Source organism: Pseudomonas sp. SBT1-2, from assembly GCF_028640875.1.
GTDB classification, from domain to species: Bacteria; Pseudomonadota; Gammaproteobacteria; order Pseudomonadales; family Pseudomonadaceae; genus Aquipseudomonas; species Aquipseudomonas chlororaphis_I.
In genome coordinates this window covers 16,359-38,381 of the sequence record NZ_JAQZAA010000019.1, presented here as the reverse complement: position 1 = coordinate 38,381, position 22,023 = coordinate 16,359, and the positions used below count along the sequence as shown (strand labels likewise).

General features: G+C 62.1%; 16 protein-coding genes. 13 read left to right on the top strand and 3 right to left on the bottom strand.

The window, feature by feature from the left end; all coding sequences use genetic code 11:
- Positions 1-10 precede the first annotated feature (10 nt).
- Positions 11-1,504, top strand: a complete 1,494-nt coding sequence (locus PVZ78_RS02040) for a YifB family Mg chelatase-like AAA ATPase (protein ID WP_226303236.1) — start codon at positions 11-13, stop codon at positions 1,502-1,504.
- A gap of 6 nt (positions 1,505-1,510) precedes the next feature.
- Here PVZ78_RS02040 and PVZ78_RS02035 read toward each other — a convergent pair whose 3' ends face one another.
- Positions 1,511-2,725: an aldose 1-epimerase family protein gene (locus PVZ78_RS02035; protein ID WP_273828162.1), complete on the bottom strand. Its 1,215-nt coding sequence runs from the start codon at positions 2,723-2,725 to the stop codon at positions 1,511-1,513.
- 281 nt (positions 2,726-3,006) lie between these two features.
- Between PVZ78_RS02035 and PVZ78_RS02030 the strand changes: the two genes are divergently transcribed.
- The 11 genes from PVZ78_RS02030 (at position 3,007) to PVZ78_RS01980 (ending at position 19,375) form a co-directional block, all read left to right on the top strand.
- Positions 3,007-4,353, top strand: coding sequence for an SrfA family protein (locus PVZ78_RS02030; protein ID WP_101283940.1), 1,347 nt, complete (start codon positions 3,007-3,009; stop codon positions 4,351-4,353).
- Between the two features lie 17 nt (positions 4,354-4,370).
- A complete protein-coding gene (locus PVZ78_RS02025) occupies positions 4,371-7,436 on the top strand; it encodes a virulence factor SrfB (RefSeq protein WP_273828161.1) in 3,066 nt (1,021 codons plus the stop codon).
- A complete protein-coding gene (locus PVZ78_RS02020) occupies positions 7,433-10,141 on the top strand; it encodes a putative virulence factor (protein WP_273828160.1) in 2,709 nt (902 codons plus the stop codon). Before PVZ78_RS02025 ends, PVZ78_RS02020 begins: the two co-directional genes overlap by 4 nt.
- Before the next feature lie 3 nt (positions 10,142-10,144).
- Entirely contained in the window at positions 10,145-11,161 is a 1,017-nt protein-coding gene (locus PVZ78_RS02015; protein WP_124339259.1) for a hypothetical protein, read from the top strand.
- A gap of 23 nt (positions 11,162-11,184) precedes the next feature.
- Entirely contained in the window at positions 11,185-13,152 is a 1,968-nt protein-coding gene (locus PVZ78_RS02010; protein ID WP_273828172.1) for a vWA domain-containing protein, read from the top strand.
- Between the two features lie 10 nt (positions 13,153-13,162).
- The gene (locus PVZ78_RS02005; protein WP_101283948.1) at positions 13,163-13,879 is read left to right on the top strand and encodes an ABC transporter ATP-binding protein; all 717 of its coding nucleotides are present in this window, start codon (positions 13,163-13,165) and stop codon (positions 13,877-13,879) included.
- Positions 13,863-15,086 (top strand): ABC transporter permease, encoded by a 1,224-nt coding sequence (locus PVZ78_RS02000; RefSeq protein WP_101283950.1) that lies wholly within the window; start codon positions 13,863-13,865, stop codon positions 15,084-15,086. Before PVZ78_RS02005 ends, PVZ78_RS02000 begins: the two co-directional genes overlap by 17 nt.
- Complete coding sequence (locus PVZ78_RS01995; protein WP_188056670.1) at positions 15,076-16,623, top strand: SUMF1/EgtB/PvdO family nonheme iron enzyme; 1,548 nt, start codon at positions 15,076-15,078, stop codon at positions 16,621-16,623. The genes PVZ78_RS02000 and PVZ78_RS01995 overlap by 11 nt, the downstream gene beginning before the upstream one ends.
- 54 nt (positions 16,624-16,677) lie before the next feature.
- Positions 16,678-17,406: a hypothetical protein gene (locus PVZ78_RS01990; RefSeq protein WP_101283952.1), complete on the top strand. Its 729-nt coding sequence runs from the start codon at positions 16,678-16,680 to the stop codon at positions 17,404-17,406.
- A gap of 10 nt (positions 17,407-17,416) precedes the next feature.
- Positions 17,417-17,920: a hypothetical protein gene (locus PVZ78_RS01985; RefSeq protein WP_273828159.1), complete on the top strand. Its 504-nt coding sequence runs from the start codon at positions 17,417-17,419 to the stop codon at positions 17,918-17,920.
- A gap of 66 nt (positions 17,921-17,986) precedes the next feature.
- The gene (locus PVZ78_RS01980; RefSeq protein ID WP_101283956.1) at positions 17,987-19,375 is read left to right on the top strand and encodes a VWA domain-containing protein; all 1,389 of its coding nucleotides are present in this window, start codon (positions 17,987-17,989) and stop codon (positions 19,373-19,375) included.
- Here PVZ78_RS01980 and PVZ78_RS01975 read toward each other — a convergent pair.
- Positions 19,372-19,959: a TetR/AcrR family transcriptional regulator gene (locus tag PVZ78_RS01975; RefSeq protein ID WP_101283958.1), complete on the bottom strand. Its 588-nt coding sequence runs from the start codon at positions 19,957-19,959 to the stop codon at positions 19,372-19,374. The two genes, PVZ78_RS01980 and PVZ78_RS01975, sit on opposite strands and share 4 nt — an antisense overlap.
- Positions 19,960-20,073: 114 nt before the next feature.
- Between PVZ78_RS01975 and PVZ78_RS01970 the strand changes: the two genes are divergently transcribed.
- The gene (locus PVZ78_RS01970) at positions 20,074-21,000 is read left to right on the top strand and encodes an ABC transporter six-transmembrane domain-containing protein (protein WP_177411701.1); all 927 of its coding nucleotides are present in this window, start codon (positions 20,074-20,076) and stop codon (positions 20,998-21,000) included.
- Positions 21,001-21,004: 4 nt separating this feature from the next.
- On the opposite strand, the gene PVZ78_RS01965 is transcribed toward PVZ78_RS01970, so the two are convergent.
- On the bottom strand, positions 21,005-21,976 hold the full coding sequence (locus tag PVZ78_RS01965) for a Ca2+-dependent phosphoinositide-specific phospholipase C (RefSeq protein WP_273828158.1): 972 nt from the start codon (positions 21,974-21,976) through the stop codon (positions 21,005-21,007).
- Positions 21,977-22,023: the final 47 nt, after the last annotated feature.

The window sequence follows — 22,023 nt, the reverse complement described above, 5'->3', positions numbered from 1 at the left end:
GGAACGAGTCATGTCTCTGGCCATTGTCCACAGCCGTGCCCAGACCGGCGTGCAAGCGCCGGCCGTTTCGGTCGAAGTCCATCTGGCCAACGGCCTGCCGGCCCTGACCCTGGTGGGCCTGCCCGAAGCGGCGGTCAAGGAAAGCAAGGACCGGGTGCGCAGCGCCATTCTCAATGCCGGCTTCGATTTTCCGGCCCGGCGCATCACCCTCAATCTCGCTCCGGCCGACCTGCCCAAGGACGGCGGGCGCTTCGACCTGGCAATTGCCCTGGGCATACTGGCCGCCAGCGTGCAGGTACCGACCCTGGCCCTGGAGAATGTCGAATGCCTGGGCGAGCTGGCGCTGTCCGGCGCGGTTCGCCCGGTGCGTGGCGTGCTGCCGGCGGCCCTGGCCGCGCGCCAGGCCGGACGCACGCTGATGGTGCCACGCGCGAATGCCGAGGAAGCCTGCCTGGCCTCAGGACTGAAGGTGATTGCCGTCGAGCATTTGCTGGAAGCCGTCGCCCACTTCAACGGCCACACCCCGATCGAGCCCTATGCTTCGGACGGCCTGCTCTACCAGAACCGCCCCTATCCCGACCTGAATGAAGTGCAGGGCCAACTGGCTGCCAAACGCGCGCTGCTGGTGGCCGCGGCCGGTGCGCATAACCTGCTGTTCAGCGGCCCGCCAGGCACCGGCAAGACCTTGCTGGCCAGCCGCCTGCCCGGCCTGTTGCCGCCGCTGGAAGAGCAGGAAGCCCTGGAAGTGGCCGCCATCCAATCGGTCACCAGCCACATTCCCTTGAGCCATTGGCCGCAACGGCCCTTCCGTCAACCTCATCACTCGGCTTCTGGACCGGCGCTGGTGGGTGGAGGCTCGAAACCGCAACCCGGCGAAATCACCCTCGCCCACCACGGCGTGCTGTTCCTCGATGAATTGCCGGAATTTGATCGCAAGGTGCTGGAGGTGCTGCGCGAGCCACTGGAGTCGGGGCAGATCGTCATTGCCCGGGCCCGCGACCGGGTGCATTTTCCCGCGCGTTTTCAACTGGTGGCGGCGATGAACCCCTGCCCCTGTGGATATCTTGGCGAGCCCAGTGGCCGCTGCCGCTGCACCCCAGAGCAGATCCAGCGTTATCGCAACAAGCTCTCCGGGCCGCTGCTCGACCGTATCGACCTGCACCTGACCGTGGCCCGGGAAAGCACGGCCCTCAACCCCAAGCCCCAGGCTGGGGACAACACCGCGCAAGCCGCGGCCCTGGTGGCCCGCGCCCGGGAGCGGCAACAGCGACGCCAGGGTTGTGCCAATGCTTTTCTCGATCTGCCGGGCCTGCGCCGACATTGCCAGTTATCCACAACCGACGAGCGCTGGCTGGAAACCGCCTGCGAACGCCTGACCTTGTCCCTGCGCGCCGCCCACCGCCTGCTCAAGGTCGCCCGCACCCTGGCGGACCTCGAGCAGGTCGAGCAGATCAGCCGCGAGCACCTGGCCGAAGCGCTGCAATACCGGCCGGCCGCGAGCTGAAGAGGATCACTCCTTGCTCAGGTCCACCAGCGGCGTCGGCCGTACTTCGGTCTGCCGGTCATTCTGGATCTGGCTGATCTCGGCCAGGGATTTATCCACAGCCGTCTTGTCGGCCAGCAGGCTGTAGCGGATCTGGAATTGCTTGCTCTGCCTGGCCTCGATGGTCGGCACCAAGCCCAGCGGGCGCTGGTAGCGGCGGTTGTAGGAGAAACTGGTGCCCGGCTCCAGGCCGGTCACGTAGCCCTGGCCCTGGGTATCGGTGTTTTTCCACAGGGAGAACACCGGCAGCTGCCGGGTATTGAAGCCCACCGCCACGCCGAGGCTGCCGGCCTTGTTGTGCAGCACCGTCAGGGTATCGCCCTGGGCATCGGCATAAGGCACCACGTTGTAGACGGTCTCGTCGTAGTCCCGGGTCGGGCCGCGGTAGGTTTGCCAATCGGCAAGGTCGGCCTTGGCCTTGTCATTGAAGGGCGACACCTGCTTCACCGGTGCAGCGAACTTCGCGCCCTCTTCGAGGAACGGCGTGCTGAAGTTGCTGTGATACAGCGCCTGGTATTCCTTCGGGTAATCGCCGTTGTTGGTCAGGGTGTCGTTGAGGGCGAAACTGACACTGCCCGGCTCGGTCACCAACTCGGTGGCCACCGAGAAATCGACCTTCTTGAACGCCTGTTCCTTGAGCTCGCCGCGCAGGCTGATGGCGTACGGCGGCTTCTCGTCGATATGCAGGGTGACCTTGTTCGCCGGGATGTTCGCCGCGCGACCGTGCAGGGTCAGCAGCTCGCCGTTATCCATGCCCGGGTGCCCGACCCACTCGTAGCCGCAGCGGGTCACCAGCTCGTTGAACCCTTCCAGCCAGCCCAGGCCGCCACGACCGTTGAGCTCGATGAACGACGGGTTGACCACCTCCTTGACCGGCGAATCCCACCCCATGCGCACCGGGCCGACGGAAGCCTGCAGCACGTTCATGCCGCGGGTCGGCACCACAGAGAGTTTCATCGCACCGTTGTCGATATCAACGATGCTCACCCCTTCCTGCCGTCCGCCATGCAGGGTACGCAGGGTCACGGAAAAGGGCTTGGCGGTTTTTACTCCCAGCTGCGCGCTGGTGATATGGAAGTCCTGGGCGGCCTTGTCGGTATCGAGCAGGACATAGTCCCAGGCCATGGCGTGGGAAGCAGCGGTGAATGCGGAAAGAGCGACCAGCAGTCTGAGCGGTGTCATGGGCGTGTGCCTTTATTGGAGTTGTGGGATTTTTATAGCGCTGATGAATCGTTTCAGCAAGCGTATAAATCAACTCCCCCAACCAGACGTAAGGCCACGGCTGGCCAGCTTCTCCGTCAAATCAGTGCACATGCTTGTCATCCCATGACACACTCGCCACCGCTGCCACCAATGTCACATTGACGACGACATCATTATGCCATTAAGGTCGCCAGCTAATTTAGGGAGCAAGTACAGACATTTTGTCTGTCATTTTGCGCGAATGAACATATGGAGTTTGGATGCGCGGGGCACTATTACGCAGCGGCAAAAGCGGATCATTCACTGCCCTGGGCGAAACAGGTCAACCGGTTTATCGGGCGGCCCTGCAACTGCGCGAAGCGATTCGTCGCAAAAATCCCGACATGGTCGACCACTTGGCCATCCCGCAAAGCGACGAGCTGGGTAACCAGATCGACTGGTACAGCGGTATGGCCGGCGATGTCATTCCCTGGAGTAGCGCGACCGAAGAAGAGCGCGTCCTCGCACGTGCACAGCTTGGAACCCTCAAGACTGCACTTGAAGAACTGAGCCAACGCTTCCTCGGCAACGACCCGGCCGAGCAGCAAGGTGATAAGGCGGTTTTCGGCAAACTGCTCAAGCGCGTCATTCATTTCCCCGACGAAAATTTCGTCTACCTGGTGAACGGCAAACCGGTGCTGACTTTCTGGGGATTCGAGCACGCTGACGCCGACCGCAATCGCGATCCGTTGCACTGCCTGCAAGCCGTCGCTCCAGCTGCCCCCAGTGCCCCTATTGCCCCACCCGTGGCCGCGCCAGTGGCTGCGGCGCCGGTCATAGCACGTCCTTGGTGGCGTCGCTGGTGGTGGCTGCTGCCATTGCTCCTGCTGCTTCTGCTCCTGCTCCTGCTGGGTCTGCGCGGCTGCATCCCAGGTGTACCGATGATCACGTTGCCAGTGGGTACAAAGCATGAAGAACCTGTGGCCGAGTCGCCCTTGGAATCCGCCGCCCTGCCTACGGTGAACGGTATCGTCACCCCCGGCACCGCCGTAATCGGCACTGGTGGCACCTTGGTCACTGAAACAGCGGTAGTCGGTGGTGCAAACGAAACGACCGCAGTGGCCGACGTGAAGGTCGATCCGTCCATCACGCCAAACGCAGAAACCACAAACAACCCGGCACAAACACCTCCCGCCGCAGAACCGACATCACCGCCCCCCCCACCGCAAACCCCAGCAACCGCTACCCCAACTGGTCCGGCACTGAGCATTCCAGCCAACAGCGCCGATGGCGTGGCCGACTTTCTCAACGGTCAGTACCGCGCAGGCGCCGGCATCCAGGATCGTCGGACGGGTAAGCCACTGCGCCTGGAATACCAGTTCAAGGACGGCAAGGGCGAAGTCACTGTGCGCCGGGCCAATGGCGTGACCTGCACCGGCCCGGTCACTGCGGCCATGAATAAAGGCGGCCTGGCGATCAACAGCCAGGGCCAGGCCGTTTGCGGCGATGGCAGCACCTATGACATGCCAAAGGTCGATTGTCGGCAGGGTGCGACTAGTGTCGCGGACTGCACCGGCGGTTATGGAAATGAGAAGTTCCCCTTGTCCATGCGCCAGACGGGCGAATAAAACTGGAAAAACCTGACATGTTGCCTGAAGTCACCCAATTCGAAGATACCGTCACCCTCGTCAGCGACACCGGCATCCAGTTCATGGACTTCGCCCTACGCCTCGATCCGCGCAAGGAGCCGGCTGGAGAGTTCGCGCCGATGATCAGTGGGCTGGTTTGTCGCCTGCTGTACAACGAAGAGAAAGACTTTTACTTCTACGAACCCGAACCGGAAAAGATCGAAAAGACCAAGCCGGTGTTCAGTATCGACATGAAAAGCAGCCTCGAGCTGCTCGATGGCGTCTGGTTACCGATTCCATTCTTTCGTTTCATGCCGCCACATCGTTTCGACGAAGGCCCGAGCAACTGGTCGCGGATGCGCCTGGTCAAACTGCCGGCCCCGGATATCGACGGCAACACCCACCGTCTGACCATGGCCTTCGACAGCCGGGTCATGCCCAAGCGCGAAGGCACCGCCTATCTGGCTCCGAACGAAGAAGACATCAGCTCCGGCGTGTCCTTCAAGCTCGCCAGCAAGGCCCAGGAACTGCGCTGGTTCCTGGCCCAGCCGTGGGTCAACGAATGGTTGCTGGAGGTGTTCAACGAGGGCAATAACCATCGCTCCCGCGAAGAACTGGACATCGACATCCGCGCCAACCACCACCTGGCCCACTACCTGAATGTGCTCAGCCTGCTAGGCAGACCTACGGCGGCACAGCAGTCCGACAAACCACCGAAGGTAGAGATCCCCGAGCTCAAGGTGGTCGCCAACGACAGCAACAGCCTGGTCAAGCCGATTCCGGTGGATCTGGTGCTGGACGTCGGTAACTCGCGCACCTGCGGCATCCTGATCGAGAACCATGGCCAGGCTGGTTCTGGGCTCAAGCAGAACTATGTACTGGAACTGCGCGACCTGATCGCCCCCGAACACACCTACAACCAGCCATTTGAAAGTCGCGTGGAGTTCTCCCAGGCGTACTTCGGCAAGGACCACTGCTCGGTCAAGAGCGGCCGCCATGATGCCTTCCAATGGGCAACTGTCGCACGCGTCGGTAGCGAGGCCGGACGCCTGGCCAGCCGTCGCCGCGGTACCGAAGGCTCCACCGGGCTCTCCAGCCCGAAACGCTATCTGTGGGACGAGAGCGCCTACGGCCACGGCTGGCGTTTCAACTGTTCCTACGTCAAGACCGACAACGAGCCTTACGCCACCGCAGCGCCGTTCTCGCACCTGATCAACGAAACCGGCGAAGCCCTCTACACCCTCGATGAGGACGACCGCCTGCCGGTGTTCATGCCGCGCTATTCGCGCAGCTCGCTGATGACCTTCATGCTGGCCGAGGTACTGGCCCAGGCCTTGTCGCAAATCAACAGCCCGGCCCAGCGTTCGCGCCAGGGGCACACCCGGGTACCGCGCCAGCTCAACAGCGTGACCCTGACCGTGCCCCCGGGCATGCCCCAGGCCGAACGCAGCATCCTCAACGAGCGCATGCTCCAGGCCATTGGCCTGGTGTGGAAAAGCCTCGGCTGGCATGCCGGCGAAGAAGACCCGCACCAGGACGAAAACCATAAGGCCCGCACACCGATCCCAAGCATCCGCGTGGAATGGGATGAGGCGTCCTGCGGCCAATTGGTCTATCTGTACACCGAGGTCAACGAAAACTTCGCCGGCCACCCGGAAGAGTTCTTCGACACCATCGCACGCCCGGACAAGCGTGACCGCGAACGCATCACCCTGGGCACCATCGACATCGGCGGCGGCACCACCGACCTGGTGATCACCGATTACCGCCTCGACCGCGCCGGCAACATGGGCAGCGGCAGTAACGTGCATATCGTGCCTGAGCAGCGTTTCCGCGACGGTTTCAAGGTTGCCGGCGACGACATCCTGCTTGACGTGATCCAGGATTTTGTCCTGCCCAGCTTCGAGAAAGCGCTGCACAGCGCCGGCGTCAGAGCCCCGGACTCGCTGATGTCCCGACTGTGCGGCGGCGAGACCGTCAGCGTGCAGGACGAAATCCTGCGCCAGCAACTGAACCTGCAGGTCTTCGTCCCGCTCGGCCTGGCACTGCTCAAGGCCTATGAGCACTATGACCCGCAGGACCAGGCAGAAGTGGCCAACCATCAGTACCGCGATTTGCTGGGCGACAACGCCATCAGCCAGACCGTGCTCGACTACGTGAACAGCGCAGTGCGTCGAGAAGTGGGCGGGCAAAGCGGCTTCGACCTGTATGACTCGCCGATCGGCTTCGACCTGCAACGGCTGCACGCGGCCTTCCTCAACGACCAGATCAATATCACCAAGATCCTCGGTGCGCTCTGCGAAGTGGTCGCCCATTACCCGTGCGATGTGCTGTTGCTGACCGGTCGGCCTTCGCGCCTGCCCGGCGTCCAGGCTTTCATTCGCAAGGTCCTGCCGCTACCGCCGGGACGCATCCTGGCGCTGCAAAACTACCGCACTGGCGGCTGGTATCCATTCCACAAGAACGGGCGCATCGACGACCCGAAAAGCACCGCGTCAGTCGGGGCCATGCTCTGCCTGTTGTGTGCCAGCCACAGCATGCCGAACTTCTACTTCCGTTCCTCGGCGCTCAAGCCGTACTCGACGGTCAAGCACATCGGCATCATCGACCAGAACAACGTAATCAAGGATGCCGACGTGCTGTACCGCGACATCCAGTCAGAAGACAACAAGATCAAATTGCCCGTGATCGGCACCGGTGATGAGGCCGATACGCCGCAGTTGGAAATGCGCGGCGACCTGCGCCTGGGCTTCCGCCAACTGGCTACCGATCGCTGGGCTGCATCACCGCTCTACACCCTGAGTTTCACCCCTGCCGGCCGCGACAAATTCTCCCGTGCCGTGGGTGAGAACGGCGACGCACCGCTGCTCAAAGTGCGATTTGAAGTCAAAGCTCCGGACAAGCACACGCGCAAACACGGGCTGGTCAGCGACCGGCTCTCGGTGAGTGGCATCGAATCCAACAGCAACAATGTCAGCTTCAACCCGCGCAGCGACCTCAAGCTGGAACTCAATACCTTGCTTGACGCCAGTCTGAGCGAGACCAAGTACTGGCTCGACAGTGGAAGTGTGAAACGCAAATGAACGACCTGACCCCCGAACAAACTCAGCTCTCGACCAGTTGGGCCGCGGTTTATGAAGGTGCCGGTCAGGCACTGGAATGGATCAGCCAGACCCGTGGTAATGCCCCGCGGCTGGACGGCGAAGCCGACAATCTGAACCTGCGTTTGCATCGCGCGCGCAATCTGGCCCATAGCCTTGGACGCGTCGCTTGCACCCCGATGACCATCGGCTTTTTCGGCCTGTCCCAGGCAGGCAAGTCCTACCTGATCTCGGCCTTGGCCGCAGGCCAGAACGGCAAGCTGGAAACCGAACTCGGCAGCAAACGCCTGGATTTCATCGAACACATCAACCCGGTGGGTGGCGGCAAGGAAGCCACCGGTCTGGTCACGCGTTTCAGCCGCCAGGCCAAGCCCAGCGAGGACCCGCAGTTTCCGGTCGAGCTCAAGCTGTTCAATGAAATCGAACTGGCGAAGATCCTTGCCAACTCCTGGTTCAAGGACTTCGATCTGGAGCGCATCTCCTACGAGATCGACGAAGAACGCATTCAGCGCGTACTCAAGCCGTTCGAGGGCCGGGAAACAGGCCCTTTGCAACCGGGTGTCAGCGCGGATGATCTGGTGTCGTTGTGGGATTACCTGCGGGACAACTTCCGCAACTCGGTGAAAAAGCTCGAGCATCTGTACTGGCCGAAGGCGCTGCAACTGGCGCCGCGCCTGAACTTCCAGGAACGCGCCGAGCTGTTCTCGATTCTCTGGGGCGAGCAACGCGAACTGGTCCGTGCCTATCAACAACTGGCCGGGGCCCTGCACAAGCTCGGTCTGCCCGAAACCGTATTTGCGCCACTGCATGCGCTGGTGCGTTTCGAGAACGATGCCTATAGCCAGCGCGATAGCATCATGAACGTCGACATTCTCGAACGTTTTGCCAGCCCACAGGATTTACCGATCGAGGTCCGCCCACAGATTGACGGACGCCTGCACAACAGCCAGGGCATCCCGGTGGCGCAGCTCGCGGCATTGACCGCAGAGATGACTTTCCGCCTGATCGAGACACCCAGCGACGAGATCGTCGAGCACGTCGATCTGCTGGACTTCCCAGGCTACCGCGGGCGCAAGAAACTCCATGAAATCGCTAATTCCAGCGACCCGGACTCCAGCACCAAGGACAATTCCGTCTCGCAGCTGATCCTGCGGGGCAAGGTTGCCTATCTGTTCGAACGCTATACCGACAATCAGGAAATGAACGCTCTGGTGGTCTGCACCGGCTCGACCAAGCAGAGCGACGTCAACGACGTCGGCCCAGTACTGACCCGCTGGATCGAAAAAACCCAGGGTGGCGATGCCGCTACACGCCTCAAACGCGAAACCGGCCTGATCTGGGCGCTGACCATGCTCGACCTGCGGGTCAGCACCTCACTCAAGCTGACCCCGGCGCAGTATGACGAAAGCTGGGACGGCATGATCAAACTGACCATGCTCGAACGTTTCGGCAGCCTGCCGTGGATGAACAACTGGGCGGGCGCACCATTCCAGAACACGTTCCTGGTGCGCAAACCGCGCATGGACGCAGCCTTCATCAAGCAAGACAGCTCGGGTGCGGAAACCGGAATCAACCCGGACTATCAGGACCGTCTCAACGAACTGGGCCAGAGCTTTGCCAGCAACGAACTGGTGTGCAAACACATCAAGGAGCCAGGCAAAGCGTGGCAAGCCATGCTCAAAGAAGACGACGGCGGTATCAGTCACTTCAGCAGCAGCTTCAGCGGTGTGGCCAACACTGAGTTCAAGTTGCAACGCATCCGCGAGCAGCTGAGCGAATGCATCGAAAGTCTGACCGTCCATGGGTTGAGCACCTGGTATCACGCCGATGGCGACGGCGCCGCGGCAGCCAAGAAAGCCCAGGCGCAGATGATTCTGACCCAGTTGGGCCGTCGTCCGGCTGTGCTGGGCGAGTTGATCAATCACCTCGATGTGCCCAGTGAGGAAATCCGCGACCTCTACCTCAGCGGTGTATACGAAAGCGAGGAGGTGCAAGCCAGCGACGAACCGGCAACACCGGCATCGAGCCCAAGCCTGTACGGTGACGACGGTGGTTTCGACTTCGCTGACTTCGGCGACGATCTGGACAGTAGCCCGGCTCATGTTTCGGCCGACATCAAAGCACCGGAAGCACAAAGCAACGAACACCGTTTCGCCAAGGCCGCCTTTACCGCCTGGATCGCTCACCTGCGCGAACTGCCGACCCGCCAGAGCCTGCTGAATCTGCTGGGCCTGGAAAAGGCCGTGATCGAAGCGACAGTCGATGAGCTGGTGACCGCCGGACATCGCCAGGACCTGCCTGGCCAGTTGAGCCGTGCCGTACTCAAGCGTGCCCAAAGCGGTGCGCGCCGCGATCAACTGGTGGAGCGTCAGGTGCTGGAAGTGCAGCGCGTACTACGCGATTTCGTGTCGTGGTTCGGCTATATCCAAAAGCCCGTTGCCGAGCGGCCCAACAGCCGTGCGGGCGCCAAGGCACCGTTGTTCTCCTTCTATACCGACGTAGGCCCGGGCCAGGTTCCCGTGTTACCGGCCCAGCCGGCAAACCAGGCGCAGCTGTTTCTGGGCGACTGGCTCTCGGGCCTGGCCTACATCACGCTGGATAACGCCGGCCATGGCGCCGGTCGCGAAATCACCCCCGAACAGAACGAAAAGCTGGGCCGCGTGCTCACAGCCTTCACAGCGAGATAAGCAATGCCCATTCGAGTCGACCTGCTCGCGTTAGAGCCCAATGCACCCGGCCAGGCCCGCCTGACGGTAAAAAAATGGCAAGGCTCCCCGGAGAACCTGGAATTTTCGATCCAGCGCAACCAGGATGCCTACTACCTGCAGAATGGGCAGAAGTGGAGCAACAACCCGTACTGGTTCCAGATCTCCCGATTCGATCTGGATGCCAGCGGTGAAACCCTGCAAACCCAGGTGGGCATGGAGGTGGTCGATCCATTGCTGGAAGGCAGCGCCAATTCGAATTTCCAGATCGAACTGCGCGAACAAGGGCCAGGGTTCAGCGACAAGGGCGTGGTTCGCCCGGGAGCCAGGCTGTTGCCGTCCACAGCAGGAGGCCAGACCCGTTCGACGTACGACGCGGGTCATCTGGCCTCCCCGACAACTGCCGATAGCCCGGAAATCCCGCAGTTGCCGGAACTGACATTGCCGGAACCCGAGCCGGCACCGGACGACTTACGCTTCGCCATCAACGAAACCGAACCCCTGGTGCAGCCACCGGTACCGGAGAAAAAGAACCGCTGGATCTGGCCGTTGGTCCTGATTCTGGTACTGCTGGTCGCCGCCGCGGTCTGGCTCTGGATGCAAAAGACCGAGGCTCCGACCCCGGTCACCGCTGCGCCAGCCCCCGCCGCTGAAGCCGGTGCCTGCACCCTGGAAAGCATGAACAGACAGCCTGAGCTGACGTTCGTCCAGACCTGCATCAAGGCCGCGCCAGCCAGCGCCCAACTGCTGGAAATCATCAATCTGGCCAAGACCAGCAACCATTGCGGCGTGGCCCAACGCTTGTACGCCAATCGCGCCCAGGCCGGCGACCTGCAGATCGCCAGCGCCTATGCCCACGAATACGACCCCAAGTACCACCAGGCCAGCAGCTGCTTCGCCGAGCCCGACAAGGCCACTGCCGCCTACTGGTACGAAACCATCCTCAGCCACGAACCGGACAACGCAGAAGCCAAGCAGCGCTTCGAGGAGTTGCAGAAGTGAGTCGAGCCTCCCTCAACCGTGCCCTGTTCGGCACCGCCGCATTGCTGGCCCTGGGTATCAGCCCAGTGTCCCAGGCCGATGACAAACCGCTGATTCAGGACGGCAAGAAGACCCTGTTCCAGCGCGTGCTGACCACTCCTGGCTGCCACCTCAGCCCATCGGCGGGGGGAGCGGCAGGCGAGGCCCAACCGACCTTCTCGCGTTTCTATGTGTATGAGCGCGCCCAGGCCGGCAATGCCGAATGGCTGAAGGTCGGCCCTGACAGCTACGGCAAGACCGTCGGCTGGCTGCCGGCCAGTTGCACCACCGACTGGAAAATGCAGCTGACCCTGGCATTCACCAACCCGGCCAACCGTGATCGCCTGCTGTTCTTCAAGGATCGCACCACCGTCGAAGGCATCCTCGACGCACCGGATCCGGTGAGCAAGGTCGCGCCGCTGCGCGCCAAGCTCAAGCAAGGCACCCAGGCCCCCGGGGTGCTGGCCGAAGAACCTGAATACTTCGTCGATCTGCAAAAGCAGTTCTACCTGCTGCCGATTCTCAGTGGCGAAGAAGTGATGACCGAAAGTGGTTTTCGCACCCGCCTGCTGAACGTCGCATCGGTCAGCAAGGACGATGACAAGAACGCCAAGGGTGGCAGCGGCTCGGGCGCCAATGGTGGGGCCGGGGGCGACGTCAATGCCAGCAGCCAGTTGAAGGAGTTCAGCGCCGCGGTAGTGTTCGTCATCGACTCGACCATTTCCATGGACCCCTACATCGACCGTACCCGTGAAGCGATCCGCAAGGTCTACCAGCAGATCGAGTCGCAGAACCTGGGCAAGCAGGTCAAGTTCGGCCTGGTCGCCTTTCGCTCCAGCACCAAGGCCGTACCGGGCCTGGAGTACGTGAGCAAGATGTATGCGGACCCCAATCAGGTCAAAGACAGCGCCGACTTCCTGGCCAAGGTCGCTGACCTGAAACAGGCCAAGGTCTCCAGCAGTAGCTTCGACGAAGACGCTTATGCCGGCGTCATGCACAGTATCGACAAAGTCGACTGGAGCCAGTTCGGCGCGCGCTATGTAGTGCTGATTACCGACGCCGGCGCCATCGAAGGTGACGAGAAGTTGTCGAACACCGGGCTCAGCGCCACCCAGGTGCGCCTCGAAGCGGCGAAGCCTGGGGTGGCCATCTACACCTTGCACCTGAAGACACCTGCCGGACTCAAAGACCACAGCAAGGCCGAGGGGCAGTATCAGAACCTCTCGACCTACCCGGGCACCAACACCTCGCTGTACTACCCGGTCGACGCCGGTGACGTTCAGGCCTTCGGCCGCAAGGTCGACGCCCTGGCCACCGCCATCACTTCCCAGGTGAAAGCCGCATACATGGGTGAAGACGCCATCGGCAGCGCCCTCAACGCCAAGCAGGACCCGGCCGAGAAGAAGATGCTCGAAGACGCAGCCCTGATCGGCCATGCCATGCAACTGGCCTACCTCGGTGAGAAGACCAACAGCAAGGCACCGCCGGTGTTCAAGGCGTGGATTACCGACCGTGACCTGATCAAGCAGAACATCCCCACCACCGACGTACGGGTGCTGTTGACCAAAGCCCAGCTCAGCGATCTCAGCGACGTAATGAAGAAGATTCTCGACGCTGCCAACGAAGGACTGATTTCACCGACCGAAATGTTCGAGCGCTTGCGTTCGGTGGCCGCCACCATGGGTGCCGACCCCAATCAGCTGAAGCAGAACGGCAACACCAAACTCGCCGACATGGGCGTGCTCGGCGAATACCTGGAAGACCTGCCATACCAAAGCGAAGTCTTGAACCTGGATGAGGAAACCTGGAAGAGCTGGGACGGCCTGGCCCAGGAAAAATTCATCCGCACGCTGAACACCAAACTGCGTCACTACCAGCGCTATAACGCTGACGTAGACCGTTGGGTGGCTCTGGCCAAGGACAGCGATGCCCGGGATAACGTGTACCCGGTGCCCCTGGAAATGATGCCTTAACGAGACGCCCATGCTGGATATCAAAAACCTGCTGGTGCGCCGGGGAGAAGGCGCACAGGCTCATCAGGTGCGCCTGCCAAAACTGCAGATCGGTACCGGCCAGGTCCTGGCCATCACCGGCGAAAGCGGGTGCGGCAAAAGCACCTTGCTGGAGGCTATCGGGTTGCTGCTACGGCCGGTGGAGCTGCAACGTCTTACGTTGACACCACCCGGTTCGCCGGCTGCAACGCCGCTGGACATTGGCCGGTTGCTCGCCGACGACGACCAGCCAGCCCTGGCAGCGGTGCGCTCGAAGCATCTGGGGTTCATCCTGCAAAGCGGTGGCTTGCTGCCGTTCCTCAGCGTGCGCGACAACATCCGCCTGCCCCGCCGCCTGCTCGGCATGCCACTGCACAGCGAGCACGTCGACCGGGCCATCGCTGCCCTGCGCCTGGAGACGCTGCTCGACAAGCGCCCCCAGGCACTGTCCATTGGCGAACGCCAGCGGGTGGCCTGTGTTCGGGCCATCGCCCATGAGCCGTTGCTGTTGCTTGCCGACGAACCCACCGCGGCACTTGACCCACACAGCGCCAGGCGCTTGTTCGAACTGTTGCTGAGCCTGGTGTCGAGCCTGGGCCTGAGTGCGCTGGTGGTGTCCCACGACTGGGCCCTGCTCAAGGATTTTGGCCTGCCGCGCCTGGGCGCGACCAGCCGTCAGGGAGAGACACTGTTTGAACCAATGGATTGATCGCCTGCGCCTGCTCGGCAAGCTGGCCATGGAAGACCTCTGGCACGATCGCAAAGTATCGCTGTGCATCGCCGCCTCGCTGGTGGCGGTGATCGCTCCGTTGCTGCTGCTGTTCGGCCTCAAGCACGGAGTGGTCAGCCAATTACAGGACGAATTGCTGCGAGATCCGCGCAACCTTGAAGTGAAGATGCTCAGCAGCGGCAACTACGACAGTGCCTGGATCGAACGTCTGCGCCAGCAGCCCGAGACCGGCTTTGCCCTGGGACAGACCCGCTCTCTCAACACTCAGGCCGATCTGTTCATCGGCATGCAACGCTTCGTCGAAAGTGCGGAAATCATCCCCACCGAGGCCGGCGACCCACAGCTGAACCTGCCTGGGATCAACCCCAGCGGTCATCAATTGATCCTCAGTGCGCGAGCCGCACAACGCCTGCAGGCCAAGGTCGGCGATAGCGTGCGTTTACGCGCCGAGAGGCGGTTGGACGGCAATCGAGAGCGCGGCGAAGTAGCCCTGACGGTAATCGCGATCCTCGACGGTGCACGCTTCGGCCGCGCCGCAGGGTTTGTCGCGCCGCCTCTGCTGCTGAGCCTGGAGCGCTTTCGCGACGGCTATCAGGTCAGCGAGTTCGGCGTCGATACCGGCAAGCCCGTAGGCAATCTGCAACCGCTGTATGCACGGGCCCGCCTGTATGCCCGCGACATCGACCAGGTAGCCCCGCTGGAACGCTGGCTGAACCAGCAGCACATCGAAACCTCCAGCCGCCTGGCCGACATCGATAACGTCAAGGCCATCAACCATGTGCTGGGGCTGATCTTCGGGGTCATCGCCCTAGCGGCACTGATCGGCTGCGTCGCCTCGATGGTCGGTGCCTTCCTGGCCAACATCGACCGTAAGCGCAAAAGCCTTGCAGTCCTGCGTTTGCTGGGCTTCAACCGCCCGGCGGTGGCCGGCTTTGTAGTGTTACAGGCACTGTTCTTGAGCCTGGCCGGCTACCTCGGCGGCCTGGGGTTCTATTTTGTCGGCAGCCAACTGTTCGACGTCTTGCTCGGCAGCAATCAGGCCACCGGCACTTTCATTTGTCACATCACCGCCTGGCATGGCCTGGCGGCGTTGCTCATTACCTTTCTGGTCGCTGCTCTGGTTGCCCTTATCGGCACCATGCGAGCCATCAGCATCCAACCTGCGGAGAGTCTGCGTGAGCTATAAACGTTTCGGCTGGCTGTTGTTGCCCCTGAGCCTGGGCTCTGTACTCGACGCCTCGGCTGCGGGCTGGGAAGAGAAGTTCTACAACCCGATGCCCCAGGACAACGACGTGATCCTGCCAATGCCCTGCGAAGGCTCGATGGTGTTTCGCAAGGTGTTCATCCCGGTGGCCGGACCGCTGGACGACTATCCGACCAACATTGGCCAGGACGGCTCGGAGTACGGCTACGTCGAACAGACTCGTCCGACCTTCATCGCCGGTAGCTTCACCGGTGCCAAATCCGACAAGTCACGCTATTACCTGCTGGCCAAGTACGAAATGAGCCAGTTGCAATATGCCGCACTGACCGAAGAAACATGCCCGACCGCCTCGACCAAGATGCGCCTGCCACAGGTGGCGGTCAGTTGGGTCCAGGCCGTCGAGGCAGCGGACAAATACAACCTGTGGCTGCGCAAGAATGCCGCCGACAAGTTACCCAAGGAAGACGGCGTCCTGGGTTTCCTGCGGCTGCCAACCGAAGTGGAATGGGAGTTTGCCGCTCGCGGCGGCATCGAAGTCGGCACTGCCGAATTCCGTGATACCCGCTATCCGATGCCCGACGGCCTGAATGCCTACGAGTGGTTTGCCGGTGCGCAATCGTCCAACGGCAAGTTGCAGCTATCCGGCCTGCAGAAACCCAACCCGCTGGGCCTGCACGACATGCTTGGCAATGCCGATGAAATGATCTTCGAGCCGTTTCGCCTGAACAAACTCGACCGTCAGCACGGCCAGGCCGGCGGCTATGTGGTGCGCGGCGGCAACTACCTGACGTCCCAGGCAGACCTGCGCACCTCGCTACGCAAGGAAGAACCGTACTACAACAGCGACGGCCAGGTGAAGAACAAGACCACCGGGCTGCGTTTGGCCCTGGTATCACCGACCCTGACCTCTCGCGATCGCGTGGCCAGTATCGAAAGCAGTTGGAAGAAACTCGGTACCGGTGCCGCCCCCAACGCCCCATCGACACCCGGCACTGCCCAGGCCTTGGGCACCCTGGCCTCGGGCGTCGAAGACAAGGCCCTCAAGGAAAAGCTCCAGGCTCTGGAAAACCAGTTGCGCGCCAGCAACCAGCAGCAGGAAGAAACCCGCGACCAGGCGATCCGCGCCAGCCTCAACCTCGGAGCCTTCCTGTGCACCAAGATGCTCGACGATGGCCAGTACGTGGACTTCCTGCAGAAGAACTATGCCCTCAACTGCGAATCGGCCGAGAAAGATGCCACCTGCGACATGCGCAAGGGCAAGCTCGACGAGCAGAAAGACCGCCTGCACAAACTCAGCCGCTATTACGCCAGCAGCCTGGTGGAATCCGCCTCCCTGTACGGCCAGCCCTTGATCGAGCCGCAAGTACCGGTGATGGAAGAAATCGTCTCGCGTAACAAGCAACTGCAGGATCTCAAACCGTACCTACGCACCCATTGGGCCAACCAGAAAGCGTTCCTGCAAAAACAGAAGATCGATACCGAGGCCTGGCTGAAAAGCTGCAAGTCCGTAACCCAATAAGAAACGCCAACACCGCTAGAAAAAACGCCAACACCGCCAACCAGGAGCACCACCATGTCGCGCAGCCTTTGGACTCGCTTCAAGCTACAGATCGCTTTCATCCTCACCGGCAGCCTGCTGCTGACCGGCTGCGCCAGCACCGGCAGTTCCATGCTCGGCGGCGACGGTGCCGACCCGCGTCTGACTCAGGGCCGTGACGCCCAGTTCTTCAGCAAGTCCGGCTACCAGGCCTGCGCCGTCGGCGCTGGCGTAGGCATCCTCGGCTGCGCCTTGTCCAACAGCAACAACAAAGCGGTCTGTGCGATTGCCGCGGGTATCACCGCATGCGGCGTGGCCATGGGTGCCAACTACTACTTGGACCAGCGTCGCAGCGAATATGCCGACACCACCACCCGCCTGCAAAAGATGAACGTTGACGTCGAGCAGGACACCCAGAACGTCATCACTCGCACCGCGACCGCCCAGCAGGTGATCAAGGATGACCAGGCCCGCATCGCCCAGATCAAGCAGGACATGGCCAGCAAGAAACTGGACAAGGCCAAGGCACAGACGCAAATCGCCGAGATCGACCAGAACATCGCCCGCCTGCGCAAGGACCTGGGCAACATGCGCAACAAGGTGACCGAGTACACCAAAGTGGCCAACCTGGAGCGCTCCCAGGGTGCCGGGGCGGAAATCAAGCAAGTGGATATGAGCATTCTGAAGATGAACGAGAAAGTCGCTTCTCTGCAGAAGGAAGTGGACGCGCTGTACAGCCAGCGTTCGGCAATCACCCTGGGTTGAGATCATCACCATGACCACCGTAAAACACTGGGCGGCGCTCGCTGTCGTATTGGCACTGGCCGGTTGCGCCAGCAAACCGGGCGACTGCGATGCGACCAACCGTGACGCCAGCATGCTGACCAAGATGAACTGCGACTACTCCGGCGGTTACAGCGAACAGGTCAAGCAGAAGGAACAGGCCCTGACGGCGTCCCGTCAGGAAAACGCCATGTTCCGCCAGGTGTACGACAACATCGCCGCCCAACAGACCAGCACCCGCCAGGACCTGGCCAGCCAGCAGCAGGCCCAGGCTTCGCTGAATCAGTCCCTGGGACAGTTGCTCAAGTCGCTCAAGGCCCGTCATGGCAACGAGAGTCAGGTACAGCGGCAGATCGCCGGGCTCGAACAGCAACTCAAGAGCGCTCAGGCCAAGACCGCCAGCAACACCCCGGCAGCCCTGACGGCCAAGCAGGAAGAGCTCAAGGCCTTGCAGAAAAAGGTCAACCAACTGCAGTTCAGCCTGGGTTACGAATAACCTGCCCTCTCCCCAACCTTGCAGGCATCTTTCGGGATGCCTGCGCCATTTTCAGGAATCGTCTGCATGCAACGGGTCATCAGGGATGGTCAGTTCACCGTCGACAAGGTCGATGCACTGTCGGCCAAGGTCGCGCTGATCCAGAAGCACTTCCCGCCCACGATCGCCAGCCTCTATGCCATTCCCCGCAAAGGCAGCGGTGATGTGCTGGAGTGGTGGACCGAGCTGGGTGGCCAGCCTACGCCCTACGCGGAATTGAAGGAGGATCAGCAACGGCGCTTGCTGGATCTCTACCAGCAGCGCCAGGACGCCCTGGGACGTCTCGCAGACGAGTTGCAGAACCGTAATCACTCCGAAGGGGCCAGCCTGCATACGCTGATCGGTCCGCCCGAGCTGGAAGACCTCTACAGCCTCAATGGTGAGCCCTTGGTGATTCGCTGGGGCTTGCGTCCACCCAAGCCGGTACCGCCGCCAGTCGTGGCACCGCCAGCGGTGGTGCCGCCAAGCCGCAACGGGTGGAAAATCATCGCCGCGCTGCTGGCCTTGCTGCTGTTGCTGCTTCTGCTATGGGCCGCCTATTGGTTCCTGTGCCCGCAAAGTCATCCCGTGGTACCGGAACCGGTGGTACCTGCCGCCGTCGAGCCCCCCGTGACAGCGCCGAAGCCAGCCGAGCCTGTCGTACCCGAGGCCGTTCCGGAACCGGCTCCCGAGCCCGTACCAGAGCCGGTCCGGGAGCCTGCAGCACCGCCGCCGCCCAAACCCGCACCGACGCCAACCCTGGACAACTACGCCTGCCGCAAGCAGGCACCGGATGCCATACCACCGCAATTCGTGGTGGTACTGGATACCTCGGGTTCGATGAACATGAACATCAAATCGGTACACGCCGATGAAGAATGGTTCTTTGGCAACCAGTTCAACCAGTACCTCGATCCGGTACGCGCCGAACGAATCTTCACCCCACCGAGTCGCCTGTCGGTAGCCACCGAATCGCTGACCAGCATGATCAAGGGGCTGGATCCGAAGATCGACACTCGCCTGATCACCTTCAATGGCTGCGCCAGCCAGATCGACCATGGTGTATTCAAGGCTGCCGATCGGCCACGGTTGATCAATGGTATTCGCGGGCTCGGCGCCAACGATGGCACGCCGCTGGCGGACAGCCTGGCCAAGGCCGCGAGCACGGTCGACGGACGCAAGAACGACGCGGTGATCGTCATGTTCGTCGACGGTGAGGACGGCTGCCAGAAAGATGTCTGCGCGGTATCCCGGAAAATTGCCGCCCAGCAGCCACGCCTGCGGGTCAATGTGGTGAACATCGGGGTAGGTGGCCCGTCGCGCTGCATCGCCGAGAACACCGGTGGCCGGGTCTACAGCAGCAGCGACGCCGCCGGGTTGGGCAAGGCTCTGAAGATGGCCAGCAAGGAAGTCTCCAGCAGCACCAAGTGCAACTAAACCACTTCTGGCTTAAATCCCAGCAACAACTCGACCACTTCCATCACCTCGTCCATCGCCGCTGCGGCGGCCTCGGCCGAGGGTCGCAGCAACAGGCCGTCGGCATAGCCCATGATCTGGGCGAAGATCTGCCGGGCTGCGCGTGCGGGTGATGCGCACTGGAACACCTGGGCCTGCACGCCGGCTTCGATGATGCTGGCGAGCATGGCCTGCCACTGCTCATCCACCTTCTGGTAGGCCTCGGCCAGCGCGGTGTCGTGCATGGCTTCATCCCAGGCATCGAGCCACAGCGCCCAGCTGTCTTCGGCAGACACCGGCAGGCAATCGCGCAGGAATCCGTGCAGGGCCGCAAGCGGCGGCAAGCCAACCAGGGGGGCGCCTACGGCGTCCAGTTGCTCTGTGGCAAAACGCACGAAGGCTTCGCGACGCAATTCGTTCCAATCGCTGAAGTAGTGATAGATGTGGCTACGGGACAGGCCAGCGTGGTCCGCCAGGTCGCGGGTGGAAACGGCGGCGAAGCCCTTGCTGAGAAACAGCTCCAGGGCGGCGGCGATGATCTGGTCTTTGCGGTCGGTACGGGACATACGGGCATTACCTCAGGGCGCCGGTGGATGGATGGCGCTTGCATTTTGAGCGATCGCTCAAATACCATTGAGCAGTCGCTCAATAATAGCGTTTATCTTCCCTCCGGTGCACCCATGTCAGCCGTTACCCCGCAAGTCCTGATCGATGAAAGCAAGAAAATCGGCCAGCAATCCGCCAGCCAGACCCTGAAAGCCATCGCCCGCGCCTACCCCGGCAAGCTGTTCTGCACCTTGTCGCTGGTGGCGCTGGAGAACGCGTTGCTGCTGGCCTACCCGCTGTTTGCCGGGTTCGCGGTGGACTCGATCATTCGCGGCGACGCCGGCAGCGCCCTGGTCTATGCCCTGGTGGTGTTGGGCTTCTGGGTGGTCGGGGCCGCGCGGCGGGCGGTGGATACCCGCACCTTCACGCGGATCTACGCCGACCTGGCGGTGCCGGTGATCCTCAACCAGCGCCTGCAGAACCAGAGCACCTCCACCGCCGCGGCGCGGGTGGTGCTGGCTCGGGAGTTCGTCGACTTCTTCGAGAAGCACGTACCAACCATCGCCACCGCGCTGGTCTCGATTGTCGGGGCGGCGGTGATGCTGCTGGTGATCGAACCCTGGGTCGGCCTGGCCTGCCTGGTGGCCTTGCTGCTGTGCATCACCTTGCTGCCGCGTTTTGCCCGGCGCAATCAGGAGCTGCATGAGCGCCTGAACGACCGGCTGGAAAAGGAAATCGGCCTGGTGGCCAAGGTCGGCGCCACGTCCCTGCAACGGCACTACCGGCTACTGTCGCGGCTGCGGATCTGGCTGTCGGACCGCGAGGCGGCGGCCTATCTCCTGCTTGGCTCGGCGGCCGCGCTGCTGTTCGTGATCGCCATCAGCCAACTGGCCCTGACCGAAGGGGTCAAGGCCGGGCATGTGTACGCGGTGATGACCTACCTGTGGACCTTTGTCAGCAGCCTGGATGAAGCGCCGACCATGGTCGATCAGCTCGCACGCCTGCGGGATATCGGCAAGCGGGTGGATCCGGGGCTCGCCGAACCGGACGAGCCCCACTGAAACATTAGAACGGCCGGATGCGATAGCCGTTGCCATCCTTGGCTTCGGCGAACTTGTAATACGCCGACAGATTGACCTTCTCGGCGATGTGCTGGGTGAATGACACGCCGTCATCACCCCACACCCGACCGATGTGGCTGTAGGCAAAGGCTTGTGCGGCCCACTGCTTGTCGCCCTTGCCCATGTTGTTCATGGCCACGTAACCGGACGACGTCCTGGACATGCCGCTGACCTCGCCACTGACATCGTTCTGGCCGTTGGTGACCGGTGAAATGAACACCTTGGCGCTGGTGGTTCGGGCTTCGGCGTATTGCGAGAGCTTCTGGTTCTCCGAGTGGTTGAGCACCAGCAGCACCTTGCCCTGCAGTTGGCTAGCGGTCGGCCAGGACTTGCCCTTGAGCGAGCCCTGCAAGGCACCGCTGCTGACACCCAGGTGCTGGGCCAGGTCGCCCGGGGTATAGAGCTTGCCCTGGAAAATCCGGCTGACCAGATCATCGAAGTCTTTCGGCGTACGCCCGGAGCTTTCCTTCGACCAGCCCTGCTTCTTGTCGAGGATCAGGGTAATCGGGAAGTGCCCGGGATGGCTGTCGCTCCAGAGCCTGATGTCGTTGAGGCAGGCCTCGAGATCGTTGGTGCCTTTGCCGTCGCCGGTGCAGTTGTTGTCATTGCCGGACTGGAACAGGGTGCCGGGGTTGTGCCGCACGAACCAGTGACCGGCCGAACCACCGGTGACCGCATCGCGCTGGTCCCAGAAATCCAGCTCCAGGGTGCGCACGCTGTCGAGCACACTGGTGAAGGTGCTGGCGTACTGTTTTTCGTAGCAGTTATGGCACGCCACCTGGGCGATAGCGTTGAAGGCGCTGTACCAGGAAGCCGGAGAAATGAATCCCGCAACCTCCTGGCTGGACGCCATCTGGCTGGCCAGCGCCAGGGGCAGTACGGCTGTACGGAGGGCAAAACGAGTGAGACGGGACATGTCAGCTCCTGCCGGGAAGGCATCCTGTAGGGAAATTGCCCCTATGT

Bases quoted from the DNA above. Each gene is read 5' to 3' on its own strand.
- PVZ78_RS02040 (WP_226303236.1), top strand. From the start codon at position 11: ATGTCTCTGGCCATTGTCCACAGCCGTGCCCAGACCGGCGTGCAAGCG.
- PVZ78_RS02035 (WP_273828162.1), bottom strand. From the start codon at position 2,725: ATGACACCGCTCAGACTGCTGGTCGCTCTTTCCGCATTCACCGCTGCT.
- PVZ78_RS02030 (WP_101283940.1), top strand. From the start codon at position 3,007: ATGCGCGGGGCACTATTACGCAGCGGCAAAAGCGGATCATTCACTGCC.
- PVZ78_RS02025 (WP_273828161.1), top strand. From the start codon at position 4,371: ATGTTGCCTGAAGTCACCCAATTCGAAGATACCGTCACCCTCGTCAGC.
- PVZ78_RS02020 (WP_273828160.1), top strand. From the start codon at position 7,433: ATGAACGACCTGACCCCCGAACAAACTCAGCTCTCGACCAGTTGGGCC.
- PVZ78_RS02015 (WP_124339259.1), top strand. From the start codon at position 10,145: ATGCCCATTCGAGTCGACCTGCTCGCGTTAGAGCCCAATGCACCCGGC.
- PVZ78_RS02005 (WP_101283948.1), top strand. From the start codon at position 13,163: ATGCTGGATATCAAAAACCTGCTGGTGCGCCGGGGAGAAGGCGCACAG.
- PVZ78_RS01990 (WP_101283952.1), top strand. From the start codon at position 16,678: ATGTCGCGCAGCCTTTGGACTCGCTTCAAGCTACAGATCGCTTTCATC.
- PVZ78_RS01985 (WP_273828159.1), top strand. From the start codon at position 17,417: ATGACCACCGTAAAACACTGGGCGGCGCTCGCTGTCGTATTGGCACTG.
- PVZ78_RS01980 (WP_101283956.1), top strand. From the start codon at position 17,987: ATGCAACGGGTCATCAGGGATGGTCAGTTCACCGTCGACAAGGTCGAT.
- PVZ78_RS01975 (WP_101283958.1), bottom strand. From the start codon at position 19,959: ATGTCCCGTACCGACCGCAAAGACCAGATCATCGCCGCCGCCCTGGAG.
- PVZ78_RS01970 (WP_177411701.1), top strand. From the start codon at position 20,074: ATGTCAGCCGTTACCCCGCAAGTCCTGATCGATGAAAGCAAGAAAATC.
- PVZ78_RS01965 (WP_273828158.1), bottom strand. From the start codon at position 21,976: ATGTCCCGTCTCACTCGTTTTGCCCTCCGTACAGCCGTACTGCCCCTG.